This window comes from Providencia rustigianii (genome assembly GCF_900637755.1).
In the GTDB taxonomy this organism is placed as follows: domain Bacteria; phylum Pseudomonadota; class Gammaproteobacteria; order Enterobacterales; family Enterobacteriaceae; genus Providencia; species Providencia rustigianii.
The window spans coordinates 2,022,305-2,037,919 of sequence record NZ_LR134396.1 but is presented as its reverse complement, the minus strand read 5'-3'; the positions used below and the strand labels follow the sequence as shown (position 1 = coordinate 2,037,919).

The window sequence follows — 15,615 nt, the reverse complement described above, 5'->3', positions numbered from 1 at the left end:
TCGCTGGGATTACATAGATAGCCCAATTTAACACATTTATTTAACTTCGGTGGTCGCGCGTCATTGTTTTTTTACTGGTTGTTTGTGACTAATCATGCGATTATTTTTTAGTTAGCGTTAAATATTAGAAGGATCAACTTGTGGAGTATTTCTCTTTGTACGGACTGTTTTTAGCAAAAGTAGTCACTATCGTGGTTGCGATTGTCGTGCTAGCGGTGTTTGTTTTTGGTGTGGGTATGAGACGCCAAGGGAGTAAGGGTGCCTTAAAAATCACTGATTTGGGCGAAGGCTATCGTGAACGTCAGCGTCAAATGCAACAGACCAAAATGAATGACTCAGAGCAAAAAGCTTGGGCTAAGGCATTTAAAAAACAGCAAAAGGCAAAATCGAAAAATGAAAAAGCAGGGGCTAAAGTCGGGCAATCATCCGTTAAAAAGCCTTGTTTATATGTCTTAGACTTTAAAGGAAGCATGGATGCCCGTGAAGTTAGCTCTTTACGTGAAGAAATCAGTGCAATTCTGGCAGTTGCAGATCAGCAAGATGAAGTTTTACTTCGATTAGAAAGTCCTGGTGGTTTAGTGCATGGTTATGGTTTGGCGGCATCACAATTAATGCGCCTTAAAGAGAAAAATATTTCTCTTACTATTGCAGTGGACAAGGTTGCTGCAAGTGGCGGTTATATGATGGCGTGTATCGCCAATAAAATTGTCGCCGCACCATTTTCTATTATTGGCTCAATTGGCGTTGTTGCTCAAGTTCCGAATATTCATCGTTTACTAAAAAAACATGATGTTGATGTTGAATTGCACACTGCGGGTGAATATAAACGTACATTAACCATGTTAGGTGAAAATACAGAACAAGGGCGTAAGAAATTTGTTGAAGATTTAAATTCAACCCACGAACTATTTAAAGATTTCGTCCATCAAAATCGTCCGTCTCTTGATATTGCTGCGGTAGCAACAGGAGAATACTGGTATGGAACTCAAGCCTTAGAAAAAGGCTTAGTGGATGAAATTGGTGTCAGTGATGATCTGATTATTAATGCTATCGAAACTAAAGAGATTATTAGTGTTCGCTATGTCTTAAGTAAAAAGATGGTTGAGCGTTTTACTAGCAGCGCGGCAGAAAGCGCAGATAAGCTTTTATTACGCTGGTGGCAAAGAGGGCAAAAGCCACTATTGTAATTATCAGAATACATTTGTCATCATCAGATAATTGTTACCAATATTTTATTTTGGACTAACATTAAAAATACCGGCTTATAATATAGCCGGTATTTTTTGGTCATTACTCTGGGTCATTGAGTCGATATTTTTCCGAGAATAGATGGGTTAGATGTTTGTACATGTTAAAAGCGGCTGCGCTTTTAAAGGAGGGGATCCCATTTTCATCGAGGAAAAACTCGCCTTTAAAAACTAAAACATCGCTATGCTGTTCAACGTTATCAACAAACATCCCATGAATGTAGTCATCGTGGTTTTTAATGATATCGTTGGCTTTTTCAAGCAGTTCCTGTTTTGAAATGTATTGAATTTCATTGCTCATATTATCGCTCTCTTGAAAAAATAATTGGTTGCTTCTAGCATTTTATCAGGTAGAGTGTGTGGTTTTCAATGTGGCTAAACACCATTATATGGTTAAAATCAGTCAACTAGAGCAGTTTGTATGCTTTTTAGAATAATGTGGCTGACCTACAAAATTTGTTCAAACGCAAATTATTGTACGAAAAAATATTGATATATTGTGATTATATCGCAATATAAAAAAGAGATTCTCATTTTGCGCATATGGATAGAAAATGCGCCATTGTTGATATTAGGTAAAGGTAAATATGGGTAAAGCTCTTGTTATAGTGGAGTCCCCGGCAAAAGCCAAAACGATCAATAAGTATCTTGGCAGTGGCTACGTTGTGAAAAGCAGCGTTGGTCACATTCGTGATCTGCCGAAAAGCGGCTCTGGTTCACAATCCGGCTCACAAAAGAGTACAGACTCATCTACCGATAAAGCAAAAGATAAAACAAAGAAAGTCAAAAAAGATCCTCAAGAAGCGTTAGTAAAACGCATGGGGATCGATCCTTATCATGGGTGGAAAGCGAATTATCAAATTCTACCGGGTAAGGAAAAAGTCGTTTCCGAATTACAATCTTTAGCTGAAAATGCAGATCACATCTACCTCGCGACGGATCTTGACCGCGAAGGGGAAGCGATTGCATGGCACTTACGTGAAGTTATCGGCGGTGATGACTCACGCTTTAGTCGCGTAGTCTTTAACGAAATTACCAAAAACGCAATTACTCAGGCATTTGACAGCCCTGGCGAATTAAACATCGACAGAGTTAATGCGCAACAAGCTCGTCGCTTTATGGACCGTGTCGTCGGTTATATGGTCTCTCCATTATTATGGAAAAAAGTGGCTCGAGGTCTTTCTGCTGGGCGTGTTCAATCCGTTGCAGTGAGATTAATTGTTGAACGCGAGCGCGAAATTAAAGCCTTTGTTCCTGAAGAGTATTGGGAACTTCATGCTGATTTAGCGGATAACGCGGCAATAAACCTGCGAATGGAAGTGACTTCTCAGTCAGGTAAAGCATTCAAGCCAGTTAATAAAGTACAAACTGAATCAGCAGTTAAATTGCTAGAAAAAGCGCGTTTTCAGGTTATTGACCGTGAAGACAAGCCGACTTCAAGTAAGCCAAGCGCACCATTTATTACGTCCACACTTCAGCAGGCTGCGAGTACGCGCTTAAGCTTTGGTGTGAAGAAAACCATGATGATGGCTCAGCGTCTCTATGAAGCGGGTTATATCACCTATATGCGTACTGACTCAACTAACTTGAGCCAAGATGCAGTAAACATGGTTCGTGGGTATATTTCTGACAATTTTGGTGAGCAATATTTGCCAAAAGATGCCAACGTTTATACCAGCAAAGATAACTCTCAAGAAGCGCACGAAGCTATTCGTCCATCCAGTGTCGATGTTTTACCTGACTCACTGAAAGATATGGAAAATGATGCTAAGCGCCTGTATCAACTGATTTGGAATCAATTTGTTGCTTGTCAAATGACACCAGCAAAATATGATTCGACGACGCTAACAGTAAAAGCTGGGGATTTTGAACTAAAAGCTAAAGGACGCACATTACGTTTTGATGGTTGGACGAGAGTCATGCCAGCACTACGTAAAAATGATGAAGATAAAACCTTACCGCCTATTCAGGTTGGTTCTGAACTATCTCTGCTGGAATTATTACCAAGCCAGCACTTTACTAAACCACCAGCACGTTTTAGTGAAGCTTCATTAGTTAAAGAATTAGAAAAACGCGGAATTGGTCGTCCATCGACTTATGCGGCGATTATCTCAACTATCCAAGATCGTGGTTACGTTAAAGTTGAAAACCGTCGTTTCTATGCAGAAAAAATGGGTGAGATTGTCACGGATCGTTTAGAAGAAAACTTCAGTGACCTGATGAACTACGACTTTACTGCACGAATGGAAAACCAGCTGGACCACGTAGCGAATCATGAAGCTGAGTGGAAAACGGTCTTAGATGAGTTTTTCTCTGACTTTAGCAAGCAGCTAGATGTTGCAGAAAAAGATCCTGAAGAAGGCGGAATGCGTACTAACCCAATGGTTATCACATCAATTATTTGTCCTGATTGTGAGCGTCATATGGGAATTCGTACTGCATCTACAGGTGTATTTTTAGGCTGTTCTGGTTATGCATTGCCACCAAAAGAGCGCTGCAAGAAAACGATTAATCTGATCCCAGAAGATGAAGTTCTGAATATTCTCGAGGGTGATGATGCCGAAACCAATGCATTAAGAGCGAAACGCCGTTGTCCAAAATGTGGTACAGCGATGGACAGCTATCTCATCGATAATGGTCGTAAACTCCATGTTTGTGGTAACAACCCAGCATGTGAAGGTTATGAAATCGAAGAGGGTGAGTTCCGCATCAAAGGTTACGATGGTCCGGTGATTGAGTGCGACAAATGTGGTTCTGAAATGCACCTGAAAATGGGGCGTTTTGGTAAATACATGGGTTGTACCAATGACGAGTGTAAAAATACACGTAAGATCTTAAGAAGTGGTGAGATTGCGCCGCCGAAAGAAGACCCGGTACCGCTACCAGAGTTACCTTGTGAAAAATCGGATGCATATTTCGTACTGCGCGATGGTGCAGCTGGCGTTTTCCTTGCCGCGAATACGTTCCCTAAATCACGGGAAACTCGTGCACCATTAGTTGCTGAGCTGCAACGTTTTAAAGATCGCTTACCTGAGAAATTAGCGTATTTGGCCGATGCGCCAGCGCAAGATCCGGAAGGTAATCCAACAGTGGTTCGCTTTAGTCGTAAGACGAAACAACAATATGTTTCTTCAGAGAAAGACGGTAAGGCGACAGGTTGGAGTGCGTTTTATGTTGATGGTGGATGGAAAGCCAAAGAATAGTTTTTATTCTTCATACTTTGCACTGTAGCGGCATTGGCTACATTCGCTAACCCTAGTCACATACTTGTGTATGCTCCTAGGGATTAGCTCGATTGCCGCCTTGCTACAGTACAAATTATTTTGAATAAATATATTCGTCATATTTCACGTGATATCCGCGCTAGCCGCCTTGTTCTAGTGCGAACTATTTAGAATAAATTTTGGGAATTTTGTTACGAAGTTCAAAACACGAAACTCAAAGCTAGAATCATTATAGAAGAGCCCTCAGGGCTCTTTTTTTATGCATAATCCGACAGTTATCACATAACAAAAGCAGTAATCGCCCATTGCCATTTATTTATTATGCTAACGTTTAGGTTAAGGGTAATAATCACAGTAAATGACTGGAGGCGGTATGAAGTTCAAGTTATGTTTATTAGCTGCATTATTGACGACTAGTGCGGCGTATGCGGCACAAACTACGGTAGCGCTGAAAGAAGCGACGGCTAAAGGTGACGGTAAAGCCATTGGTGAAGTCGTCATTTCTGAAACCGAGTATGGTTTACTTTTCACCCCTAAATTATTTGGCTTGCAAGCAGGTGGAGTGCATGGTTTTCATGTTCACGAAAATCCAAGTTGTGAACCGGGTGAAAAAGACGGTAAAACTGTTCCTGCACTTAAAGCAGGAGGACATTTAGATCCAGCCAAAACAGGTATACACAAAGGACCTTATGATAAAACTGGACACCTTGGTGATTTACCGGGTTTAGTCGTTGATAGCAAAGGTAATGCGACTTACAGTGTGTTAGCGCCAAAATTAAAATCCCTGAAAGATATCCAAAATCGTGCATTGATGGTACATGCGGGTGGGGATAATTATTCGGATCATCCAGAGGCTCTTGGCGGTGGTGGAGCAAGGATGGCTTGCGGCATTATTCCTTCGTCATAATTCACGTGATAACGGCGTTGGCGTCACTTGGCTACTCGGGTCACATACTCATGTATGCTCCCCGAGATATCCGCGCTAGCCGCCTTGTTCTAACGCGAATTATTTAGAATAAATGGTTATTCAATACGTTGTAAAAAGGCGCTGAAATCAGCGCCTTTGTTTTATATATTTGCAATTTTAAACTACCAAATCTTAATACGTTTTTCTGGGGCGAGGTAAAGAGCATTATCCTTATCAACGCCGAAAGTGGTGTACCAATCATCGATATTACGCACAACTCCATTAGCACGGAATTGGTTTGGACTGTGTGGATCGGTTAGGATTTTATTGCGCTCAGACTCTTTATTAGACAACTCTTGCCAAGTTCTAGCCCATGAAATGAAGAAACGCTGTAATCCTGTTGTACCGTCAATAATGGGTGGTTCACCATTAGGATAATTTTCTTTAGCGAATTGCTTATAGGCGCTCAAGGCAATATTTAACCCGCCCAAGTCACCGATATTCTCACCAAGGGTTAATTCACCATTAACTTTTTGTCCATCAACCGCAAATCCATTGTATTGGTCGACCAATTTTGCAGTTTTTTCTTTAAAGTGAGCTTTAGCACTGTCGCTCCACCAGTTACGTAACTGGCCCGTACCATCATATAAGCTACCTTGATCATCAAAACCATGTCCCATTTCATGACCAATCACTGCGCCAATTGCGCCATAGTTATAGGCAGGGTCGACATTTGGGTCAAAGAATGGTGCTTGTAAAATAGCTGCAGGGAAAACAATTTCATTCTGGACTGGATTGAAATAGGCATTGACAGTTTGTGGTGTCATTCCCCATTCCCACTGACGGACTGGTTGACCAAGTTTACTCATCGCATCGTTATAGGACCAAGCTTCAACTTGCTTATAGTTATTGAGTAGAGCATTTGGCTTCAAATTAATGCTACTAAAATCATTCCATTTTTCGGGGTAACCCACTTTAACCGTAAATTGCTCCAATTTTTTCAACGCTTCTTGGCGAGTTTGTTCATCCATCCAATCATTATCTTTCAAACGGGAATTAAAGGTACCGCGAACATAGCTCACCAGATCGTTAATTTTCTCTTTAGACTGAGGATTGAAATATTTCTCAACATAAATTTGACCTAATGGCTCACCTTGCAAAGAATTAACTGTTTGAATAGCACGTTCTTGGCGAGTTCGCTGTTTCTCAATACCATTAAGTTTTTTCGAGTAAAAATCAAAACGGGCATCGGAAAGAGCTTGATTTAGATAGCCTGCATGGTCACTGACATATTGGAATGTAAGATAATCCTTTAAGACAGAAACAGGCGTTTTTGCGAAAATTTGCGCAGTTTTTTCGACTGCCGTATCATTTTCAACAACAACTTTAGCTAACTGTTGGTCACTTAATTTCCAATGTTGGATAAAATTATTCCACTCAAAACCCGTGGTGAATTTCTTCATCTCAGATAGCGTCATTGGGTGGTAATTTTTGATAGTATCCCGGCGCGCTTCAGGGCTCCAATGAACTTCAGCAATTGATTTTTCTAAATCGAAAATTTGTTGAGCCTTTTTCTTAACATCTTTCTCTCCTGCCAGCTTTAATATCGTCGCAATATAAGCAATATAGTTTTTGCGGATCTCTTTCATCTGTGGCGTATCATCAAGATAATAATTGCGGTTCGGTAAACCAAGCCCACCTTGCCCAATATAGAGCACATAGGTATCAGGGGCTTTTGCGTCCAAATCTACCCAATACGAAATCAATGAACTGTAACCAGGGCGAGTCATCAATTGACTAATATCATCATGGTTTTTGGCTTGAGCAATATCATTTAAATCCCCTTTAATTGGGGATAAACCCGCCTTTTCGATACTTTTTTCATCCAGATAGCTTAGGTATAAATTACGAATATTACGTTGGTTATGGTTGAGTTGGTTATCGGGTATTTTTTGAAGTTCTTCAATGATGGCTTGAGTTTGTTTTTCTGTATTTAAATATAAATTTACGAATGAGTTAATGCGTGGCATCCCTGTTGGGATCTTGGCGTTATTAATCCAATCTTTATTCACATATTGGTAAAAATCATTTCCTGGCTGAATTGCATCAGATAACACAATTTTTTGCTGGCCGTAGGATAGCTCTTTGGCTAATAAGTGCGGTGCAAAGGATATGGCCGACATGCCAATTACCATGGCTAAGACTTTCATACGCATTGATAGAACCTCTTATTTAATCGAAATAGGGTAATTCATAACTAAAATATTAGCCTAAAGGGAAATAAAAAACGGCATATTTACCATTCAAGCATAGTTAAAGGGAGAAATAACCTGACTTTGCAATACCTTACTTGCTTATTACCTTTTTATACTCGCTAGATGAAATATTGTCATCATACTGTTTATTCCTCATAATTTAATGTTATATTGGTTATATATATATTAATCAATATTACTTTTTGTTATATATAATGTTTTTTAGCTATAGCTAAAACGGTTTCAAGCAAGGGGTGGAGCAATAATGAAATTACAGCAACTACGTTATATCGTTGAAGTGGTCAATCATGACCTGAATGTCTCTTCGACGGCGGAAGGCTTATTTACCTCTCAACCGGGGATCAGTAAGCAAGTCAGAATGTTGGAAGATGAGCTTGGAATACAAATTTTTGCGCGTAGCGGAAAGCATTTAACCCATGTTACGCCCGCGGGTGAAGAGGTTGTTCGTATTTCCCGTGAAGTACTTTCAAAAATTGAAGCTATTCGTTCAGTTGCTGGGGAACATACTGTTCCTGATAGAGGTAGCCTTAAAATAGCCACCACTCACACACAAGCACGCTACGCATTACCGCCAGTGATTAAAAGTTTTATTGAGCGGTATCCCCATGTTTCCCTTCACATGCAACAGGGTTCTCCAACCCAAATTGCAGAAGAAGTTTGCAAAGGAAACAGTGATTTTGCGATAGCGACTGAAGCCCTACATTTATACAGTGACTTGATTATGTTGCCTTGCTACCACTGGAACCGTTGTGTGATAGTTCCTAAAGGGCACCCACTGACAGAAAAAAAGAATGTCACAATTGAAGATATTGCTCAGTATCAAATTGTCACCTATACCCACGGTTTTACCGGGCGCTCGGAGTTGGATGTGGCTTTCCAAAAAGTGGGATTAGAGCCAAAAATTATTTTTACAGCAACGGATGCGGATGTGATTAAAACCTACGTTAAATTAGGTTTGGGCATCGGGATCATTGCGAGCATGGCGGTTGATCCTGAAGTTGATAAAGATTTAGTTGTTATTGATATGCGAGATAAATTTAGCTATAGCACCACGAAAATTGGCTTTAAACGAACCAGTTTCTTGCGCAGTTATATGTATGATTTTATCTGGCGATTCGCACCACATTTAACACGGGATGTAGTAGATAAGGCAATTGCCTTGCGAAATAATGAAGATATTGAAGAGTTCTTCAAAGATATTCCTCTACCTATTTTGTAAGTAACAAAAACGACATTGGCACAAAATCTATAAAGGAAATTACTAGGGAGACTATGATTAATAGTGCTTAGTAAAAAAATAAGGTGCCCAAAAACGCCAAGGAGGAGTTATGTCGTTGAGTTTAAAAACAGAAAGTGCAGCAACGCTGCATGTTGGTGACAAACAGTATAATTACTTCAGCTTATCCCGCGCAGAGCAAAAACTCGGTAGTGGGGAGCGCTTACCTAAATCCCTTAAAGTCTTACTTGAAAATTTACTACGCCATATTGATGGTAAATCTGTAGTGGAAGCTGACCTACAAGCCATTATTGATTGGCAAAAAAATGCCCACACAGATAGAGAAATTGCGTATCGACCTGCACGGGTCCTGATGCAAGATTTTACGGGTGTTCCTGCGGTTGTTGACCTCGCAGCAATGCGTGAAGCAGTTCAATCCCTCGGCGGAAACGTCACCCAAGTAAACCCATTATCCCCTGTTGATCTGGTTATCGACCACTCAGTGATGGTCGATGAATTTGGCAATCAACAGGCATTTAGCGATAACGTCGAAATTGAAATGCAGCGTAACCATGAACGTTATCTTTTTTTACGCTGGGGGCAAAAAGCTTTTAACCGCTTTAGAGTTGTTCCTCCGGGAACGGGGATTTGTCATCAGGTTAACCTTGAGTATCTTGGCAAAGCCGTATGGTATGAAGAGGTAGGTGGCCAGCTAGTGGCTTATCCGGATACCTTAGTGGGAACAGATTCGCATACCACCATGATTAATGGATTAGGCGTACTCGGTTGGGGTGTTGGCGGAATTGAAGCGGAAGCCGCAATGTTAGGCCAGCCAGTGTCGATGTTGATCCCAGATGTCGTTGGCTTCAAATTAACGGGAAAACTTGCTGAGGGCATAACCGCGACAGATTTAGTGTTGACCGTGACCCAAATGCTCCGTAAACATGGTGTGGTGGGTAAATTTGTTGAGTTTTATGGTGATGGACTCGCCGATCTGCCATTAGCTGATCGTGCAACCATTGCTAATATGGCACCGGAATATGGTGCGACATGTGGATTTTTCCCCGTGGATGAAATCACACTGGCCTATATGACATTAACAGGGCGTCATCAAGATGAGATTGCGCTGGTGGAGTCTTACAGTAAGCAGCAGGGTTTATGGCGCTATCAAGGGGATGAACCCATTTTTACCAGTACATTAGAATTGGATATGGGCACGGTAGAATCCAGCTTGGCTGGACCAAAACGCCCGCAAGATAGAGTAGAGTTAAGCCAAGTACCTCAAGCGTTTCAAGGTGCAGTGGATTTGGAACTTAACAAAAAAGATAAACATGCTCATCCACGGATAAAATATCACGATCAAGAATTTGAACTGACTGATGGCGCGGTGGTAATAGCTGCGATTACCTCTTGTACCAATACGTCTAACCCGAGCGTGTTAATGGCTGCGGGACTATTGGCGAAGAAAGCGGTAGAAAAAGGACTTATGCGCCAACCGTGGGTGAAAACCTCATTAGCTCCGGGTTCTAAAGTCGTTACAGACTATCTTGCATTAGCGGGTCTATCTCCTTATCTCGACCAACTTGGTTTTAACCTTGTGGGTTATGGATGTACTACCTGTATTGGTAACTCCGGTCCATTACCAGCACCAATTGAAGACGCGATAAAACAGTCCGACCTGACCGTCGGAGCGGTACTTTCTGGTAATCGTAACTTTGAAGGGCGCATTCATCCTCTGGTAAAAACAAACTGGCTCGCGTCTCCGCCCCTAGTTGTGGCGTATGCCTTAGCTGGAAATATGCATATCAACCTGAAGACGGAGCCTCTTGGTATCGATAAACAGGGCAATCCGGTTTATCTGAAAGATATTTGGCCATCCAGTGTTGAAATTGCCTTAGCGGTAGAAAAAGTGAAAACCGATATGTTTCGCAAAGAGTACAGCGCGGTATTTGATGGAGATGAAACATGGCAAACGCTGAGTGTTGAAAGCTCGTCAACTTATCATTGGCAAAAAGATTCTACCTATATTCGTCATCCTCCATTCTTTGAAAATATGCCAGCAACACCTAAACCGGTTGCAGATATTCATGGTGCCAACATTTTGGCGATCCTCGGTGATTCAGTGACCACTGACCATATTTCACCTGCGGGTAATATCAAGAAAGATAGCCCTGCGGGTCGTTATCTTCAAGAGCATGGTGTTGCCGTCACAGATTTTAACTCCTATGGGTCTCGTCGTGGTAACCACGAAGTGATGATGCGAGGAACCTTTGCGAATATTCGTATTCGTAATGAAATGTTATCCGGTGTTGAAGGCGGCTATACCTTGCATATTCCAACGGGTCAACAAATGGCAATTTTTGATGCCGCGATGTTGTATCAGCAACAAAATCGTCCATTGGCTATCATCGCAGGAAAAGAGTACGGTTCTGGTTCTAGCCGTGACTGGGCGGCAAAAGGGACTAATTTATTAGGTGTGCGTGTGGTGATTGCTGAATCTTATGAACGAATTCATCGTTCCAACCTGATTGGTATGGGGGTTGTTCCTCTTGAGTTTACGGGGGGGGAGACGCGCAAAACCTTAAAACTCACAGGGGATGAGCTGATTGATGTTACAGGATTACAATCATTAACTCCGGGACAGAATATCAATGTGAAAATTACCTATGGTAATGGAGATGTAAAAGAGGTAGTGACACGTTGCCGTATTGATACCGCGACTGAGATGGAATATTACCGCCATGGCGGGATTTTACATTATGTTATCCGCCAGATGTTGCATTAAATTATTGAACCAATGCCCGCGGCGTATCACCGTGGGCATTTTTTTACTGTTAATTCTTAAACTTTGTTATTTCTCAAGTTTTTCAGCCTAATTCTAAGCTATTGTGTTAGTCAGTATTCAGAAAAAGCTCTGTAGTTTGATGGAATGAAATTACCGCATTTATCGAAATAGCGTAAAGGAAATCAATATGGCAAATATCAATGAAACTGATTTTTATAAGGGCGCACTATGGGCAGCAGATATTTTATTAAGTACCTCTCATTGCGCTGGTGCCAATGATGAAGTACGCGATATTTTAGAACATATCCCCAATTTATATTCCGTCGTGATGAGAACCCCAGAGGCTGAGGTTCATGATTTAAGATTATATGCAGATAAAGAGTTCCCATTGGGAATGAATGCAGAATACACCGCAATTGCGATTGCACCACTGAAAGACTTCTTTGATATTTTGCCAATCACTGAACAAGATCTTGATTGTGCCAGTATGGATGTGGAAACCTGGGGTGTTGTGGCCGATTTACCCGACGGTAAGAAAGATTTATTAATCGCGGGGCTATTATCACCGGAAACCGCTCAAGTTTATGCACAGCGATTGTCTGAGCAGTTAAAATTGCAGCAAAGTACGGCTAATTAACGTTCGCATTGTATTATAAGCAAGCAGAAATGAACGAAAACGCCGATACTGTATTTATATCCAGTATCGGCGTTTTTTATGACTGCTTTTTAATGTTCCGTAAGATTACAGAATTTTATCTTCTGCCAATTGCAATGCAAAATAGGTGAAAATCAAATCTGCACCGGCACGTTTAATGGCTCCAAGGCTTTCTAAAGTGACGCGCGTTTCATCAATAGCACCGGCTTGAGCTGCAAACTTGATCATGGCGTATTCACCGCTAACTTGATATGCACCAATAGGTAATTGAGTGCATTCGCGTAGGTCACGAATAATATCTAAATAAGCCCCAGCAGGTTTTACCATTAACGCATCGGCACCTTCTTGAGCATCAATTAATGACTCATGTAAGGCTTCACGACGGTTCATCGGATTCATTTGATAAGTTTTTCTGTCACCTTTTAAGCATGAACCGGCAGCGTCACGGAATGGACCATACAATGCGGAAGCAAATTTTGTAGAGTAGGACATAATTGCAGTATCCGTAAATCCGGCTTCATCCAATGCGCGACGGATTGCGGCAACTTGTCCATCCATTGCGGCAGAAGGTGCGATGAAGTCAGCACCGGCACGAGCAGCAGCAACAGCTTGTAATCCAAGATTATGGATGGTGGCATCGTTATCAACAAAATCGCCGTGCATAACGCCACAATGACCGTGGGAGGTATATTCACAGAAACAAGTATCGGACATCACCACCATTTCAGGCACGGTGTCTTTACAGATACGTGACATACGAGAGACTAAACCGTTATCTTGCCATGCATCGCTGCCAGTTTCATCGAGATGATGTGAAACCCCAAATGTCATTACTGACTTAATTCCCGCTTTAGCAATACGCTCAATTTCATAAGCAAGGCGCTTTTCTGGAATGCGAACTACCCCGGGCATGCTAGCGATTGGTGCATAGTCATCTAAGCCTTCTTCAACGAAGATAGGCAAGCATAAGTCGTTAATAGAGAGATGGGTTTCTTGGAATAGGGAGCGGAGTTGTTCACTTTTACGCAATCTTCTCATGCGTTGGATAGAATGCAGGTTATTCACAATATCTCCTTGTTAGACGAAGAATAGGCATACAAGATTAGGATTGATATGCGGTATTTTTTCGATGTAATTTTTTGATATAAAAGTTGCGAACAGTATAAACCCTAAAAAAAGAATGTGAATATAGCAATTGGCAAATGTATTACATTCGATTGTTTTGATGAAAATAGGGGCTAAGGCAGAATGATCAAGGAAGAGTGCAAGACACTCTTCCAAGTTGCAGAGAATATTATTGATGCTTAAATAGCAGATGACCCATTTTTTCAGCTTTTACATCTAAATAGTGTGCATTGCTTGGGTTACGACCAACAATTAATGGCACTCGTTCAACCACATTTATTCCCGCTTCACGCATGATATCAATTTTTTTCGGGTTGTTCGTCAGTAAACGAACTTCATTAATCCCCAGCAATTTATACATGTCTGAACAGAGGGTGAAATCGCGTTCATCTGCTTTAAAGCCTAATTTAAGATTGGCTTCGACAGTATCCAAGCCCTGGTCTTGTAAAGCATAAGCACGGATTTTATTCAGTAATCCAATATTTCTGCCTTCTTGACGGTGATATAATAAAACACCGCGACCAATCTCACTGATTTGCTTAAGCGCAGCTTCTAACTGAAAGCCACAGTCACAACGTAAACTAAATAATGCATCTCCCGTTAAGCATTCAGAGTGAATACGGCTAAGTACCGGCTCAGCCCCTGAAATATCGCCAAAAATTAATGCGACATGGTCTCGACCTGTTGCAATTTCTTCAAAACCTACCATTAAAAATTCACCGAAAGGTGTCGGTAATTTTGCTTCGGCAACACGTTTTAGCTGCATATTTTCTTTCATTAGTTAAAGTAACTCTTGCTTAATTAATAACGTAAATCGATATAAGACAATTATTATAATATATCGATGATATATGACGTTTGCATATAGAGTCAGGCATTCTTTGCACACTGCCGACGCTGTACTACTATAACAGAGTAAATAGGTTGTTCATGCAAGTTTTATTAATAAGGAAATAATGAATTTTTATGGAATACATTAAATGAAAAAGACAATTTATCTTATCGCTATTTTTACATTTTTATTGATGTTACCGCCGATAATTATGATAGGCATAGGCTGGCAATGGACACCAGAGCAGCAGCCGACAATGAAAGGGTTACTGTGGTTAACGGACACTGCCGGAATGCCCTATAGCATTATCACGTTTATACTACTGACCTTACTGACTTTGTTTGTCTTTCGTCAGTCTAAAGCGCAGTGGGTTAAACTTATCGTGATTATTTTAGTTTGTATTTTGGGGCAGCAAGGTCTTAAATCATTATTGAAGAGCAGCTTCCAAGAACCAAGACCTTATGTGGTCTGGATGGGCGCAACGTATGGGATTGATGCAGCCAAATTTTATGAACTTAAACGCGGTGTGCGTGCAGACGTAGTTAAGGATACGGTTAAATCAAATGACCTGATCCCTAAATGGCAACGTAAACATTGGCAAGCTGAAACAGGATATTCGTTCCCATCTGGGCATATGTTATTTGCTGCGGGTTGGGCTTTATTGTTGATCGGCTTATTTTGGCAACGTCGTCAATATACATTAGCTATATTCTTAGGTCTTTGGGCGGAAGGGATTGGGCTAAGCCGAATGTTGCTCGGTATGCATTGGCCAATTGATATCCTGACATCAACTTTTATTAGCGGTTGTTTTGCTTTGATTGGATATGCCATCTTCAAATCACATTGGTTTGAAAGACGTCAAGCATAAGGGGCACTAATAACAGTCACTGGGACTATCTTGATGAAAAAGGAGCATTTTTAGTGCTGGAAGATACGGGCTGTTAATAATTTACTTTGTCTGGAAGCGCCGAAAATGCTACCTTATCAGATAGATGTTTTGGAACGAGAAGAACTGATAACGGGAACAAATGTGAAATACTTTCTGATTTTATTACTGGCGGTCGCTATTTTTATTGTGTCGATTACGCTCGGTTCAAGCAATGATCAGGTTATTACATTTAACTACCTGATTGCAAAAGGGGATTTTTCTTTGTCCTCGTTACTTGCTACCTTATTTGGTGTCGGTTTTGTGCTGGGCTGGTTGGTCTGTGCTGTATTTTATTTACGCACGATTGTTAGCTTAAAAAATGCACGTCGTAAAATTAGACGTTTAGAATCACAATTAGGTGCTGAAGAGAAAACTATTTCTGACTCAACCGAATTAGTGACGCCTCAGAACAAGGAATAG

At 41.1% G+C, this 15,615-nt stretch carries 12 protein-coding genes; 8 read left to right on the top strand and 4 right to left on the bottom strand.

The window, feature by feature from the left end; all coding sequences use genetic code 11:
- Positions 1-140: 140 nt before the first annotated feature.
- Positions 141-1,187, top strand: a complete 1,047-nt coding sequence (gene sohB / locus EL244_RS09440; protein ID WP_006812919.1) for a protease SohB — start codon at positions 141-143, stop codon at positions 1,185-1,187.
- Between the two features lie 103 nt (positions 1,188-1,290).
- Here the strand turns inward: sohB and EL244_RS09435 are convergent, their stop codons facing one another.
- On the bottom strand, positions 1,291-1,548 hold the full coding sequence (locus EL244_RS09435) for a DUF2498 family protein (RefSeq protein WP_006812920.1): 258 nt from the start codon (positions 1,546-1,548) through the stop codon (positions 1,291-1,293).
- A 286-nt stretch (positions 1,549-1,834) separates the two neighbouring features.
- Here EL244_RS09435 and topA point away from each other — a divergent pair, with 286 nt between their 5' ends.
- Both topA and sodC read left to right on the top strand, forming a co-directional pair.
- Complete coding sequence (gene topA / locus EL244_RS09430) at positions 1,835-4,450, top strand: type I DNA topoisomerase (RefSeq protein WP_006812921.1); 2,616 nt, start codon at positions 1,835-1,837, stop codon at positions 4,448-4,450.
- Between the two features lie 394 nt (positions 4,451-4,844).
- Positions 4,845-5,378 carry a superoxide dismutase family protein gene (gene sodC, locus EL244_RS09425; RefSeq protein ID WP_126436858.1) on the top strand — a complete coding sequence of 178 codons (534 nt, stop codon included), beginning with the start codon at positions 4,845-4,847 and terminating at the stop codon, positions 5,376-5,378.
- 182 nt (positions 5,379-5,560) lie between these two features.
- Here sodC and EL244_RS09420 read toward each other — a convergent pair whose 3' ends face one another.
- Positions 5,561-7,594, bottom strand: coding sequence for a M13 family metallopeptidase (locus tag EL244_RS09420; RefSeq protein ID WP_126460490.1), 2,034 nt, complete (start codon positions 7,592-7,594; stop codon positions 5,561-5,563).
- Between the two features lie 304 nt (positions 7,595-7,898).
- On the opposite strand from EL244_RS09420, the gene cysB reads away from it, so the two are divergent.
- The 3 genes from cysB to EL244_RS09405 all read left to right on the top strand — a co-directional run bounded on the left by cysB (position 7,899) and on the right by EL244_RS09405 (position 12,292).
- Positions 7,899-8,873, top strand: coding sequence for an HTH-type transcriptional regulator CysB (gene cysB / locus EL244_RS09415; protein ID WP_006812924.1), 975 nt, complete (start codon positions 7,899-7,901; stop codon positions 8,871-8,873).
- A 109-nt stretch (positions 8,874-8,982) separates the two neighbouring features.
- Positions 8,983-11,655: an aconitate hydratase AcnA gene (acnA, locus tag EL244_RS09410; RefSeq protein WP_126460487.1), complete on the top strand. Its 2,673-nt coding sequence runs from the start codon at positions 8,983-8,985 to the stop codon at positions 11,653-11,655.
- Between the two features lie 187 nt (positions 11,656-11,842).
- Entirely contained in the window at positions 11,843-12,292 is a 450-nt protein-coding gene (locus EL244_RS09405; RefSeq protein WP_006812926.1) for a hypothetical protein, read from the top strand.
- A gap of 105 nt (positions 12,293-12,397) precedes the next feature.
- On the opposite strand, the gene hemB is transcribed toward EL244_RS09405, so the two are convergent.
- Both hemB and ribA read right to left on the bottom strand, forming a co-directional pair.
- Entirely contained in the window at positions 12,398-13,375 is a 978-nt protein-coding gene (hemB, locus tag EL244_RS09400) for a porphobilinogen synthase (RefSeq protein WP_039854034.1), read from the bottom strand.
- Positions 13,376-13,604: 229 nt separating this feature from the next.
- Positions 13,605-14,201 (bottom strand): GTP cyclohydrolase II, encoded by a 597-nt coding sequence (gene ribA, locus EL244_RS09395; protein WP_039854372.1) that lies wholly within the window; start codon positions 14,199-14,201, stop codon positions 13,605-13,607.
- A gap of 214 nt (positions 14,202-14,415) precedes the next feature.
- On the opposite strand from ribA, the gene EL244_RS09390 reads away from it, so the two are divergent.
- Positions 14,416-15,135 carry a phosphatase PAP2 family protein gene (locus EL244_RS09390; protein ID WP_126460484.1) on the top strand — a complete coding sequence of 240 codons (720 nt, stop codon included), beginning with the start codon at positions 14,416-14,418 and terminating at the stop codon, positions 15,133-15,135.
- Positions 15,136-15,297: 162 nt separating this feature from the next.
- Positions 15,298-15,615, top strand: a complete 318-nt coding sequence (locus EL244_RS09385; protein ID WP_039854374.1) for a LapA family protein — start codon at positions 15,298-15,300, stop codon at positions 15,613-15,615.